Source organism: Actinomadura sp. 1N219 (assembly GCF_044326405.1).
In the GTDB taxonomy this organism is placed as follows: Bacteria; Actinomycetota; Actinomycetes; order Streptosporangiales; family Streptosporangiaceae; genus Spirillospora.
Genome location: NZ_JBIRAY010000042.1, coordinates 1 through 641, shown reverse-complemented (window position 1 = coordinate 641; position 641 = coordinate 1). Strand labels below are relative to the sequence as shown.

The 641-nt window shown below is 62.7% G+C and carries 2 rRNA genes; both read left to right on the top strand.

The features are described from left to right. Positions 1–104, top strand: a 16S ribosomal RNA gene (locus ACH35V_RS42295); the annotation flags it as partial. A gap of 441 nt (positions 105–545) precedes the next feature. Further along, positions 546–641 (top strand): 23S ribosomal RNA (locus ACH35V_RS42290); the annotation flags it as partial.

Genomic DNA, 641 nt, shown 5'->3' with positions numbered 1-641 from the left:
CCAACCACCTTGTGTGGGGGGAGCGGTCGAAGGTGGGGCCGGCGATTGGGACGAAGTCGTAACAAGGTAGCCGTACCGGAAGGTGCGGCTGGATCACCTCCTTTCTAAGGAGCACCAACTGGCCAGGTCACTCACCCCTCGGGGTGGGGGGTCGTGGTCGGTGGCCGCCTATGACGGCGAATGTCCGTCAGGTGGCTGCTCATAGATGTGGAGCACTGGCTATTCACCAGGCCGCTCGTGCGGCCCGGCAAGTACCGCCCGCTGGACCTCGGTCCAGGGGGAGTGGGAACGGCGGGTCCGGGCGGGCGGGCTGGTGGACACGCTGTTGGGTCCTGAGGAAACGGGCGCGAGCCTGGTGGCCTCGGATCGCGGGACCAGACACCTCGCCTCCTGTTTGGGGGGTGGGGTGCTGGTGGGCCCGGTTGTTTTTTGAGAACTGCACAGTGGACGCGAGCATCTCTGGTGAACGGGTGATGCTGCCGTGATGGTTCGCCGTCGTGGTGGTGTTGTTCGTTTATCTGCGATTTGTTTTGATCGTTTTGTGTGTTCAAGTTTTTTAGGGCATACGGTGGATGCCTTGGCATCAGGAGCCGATGAAGGACGTGGGAGCCTGCGATATGCCTCGGGGAGTCGGCAACCAG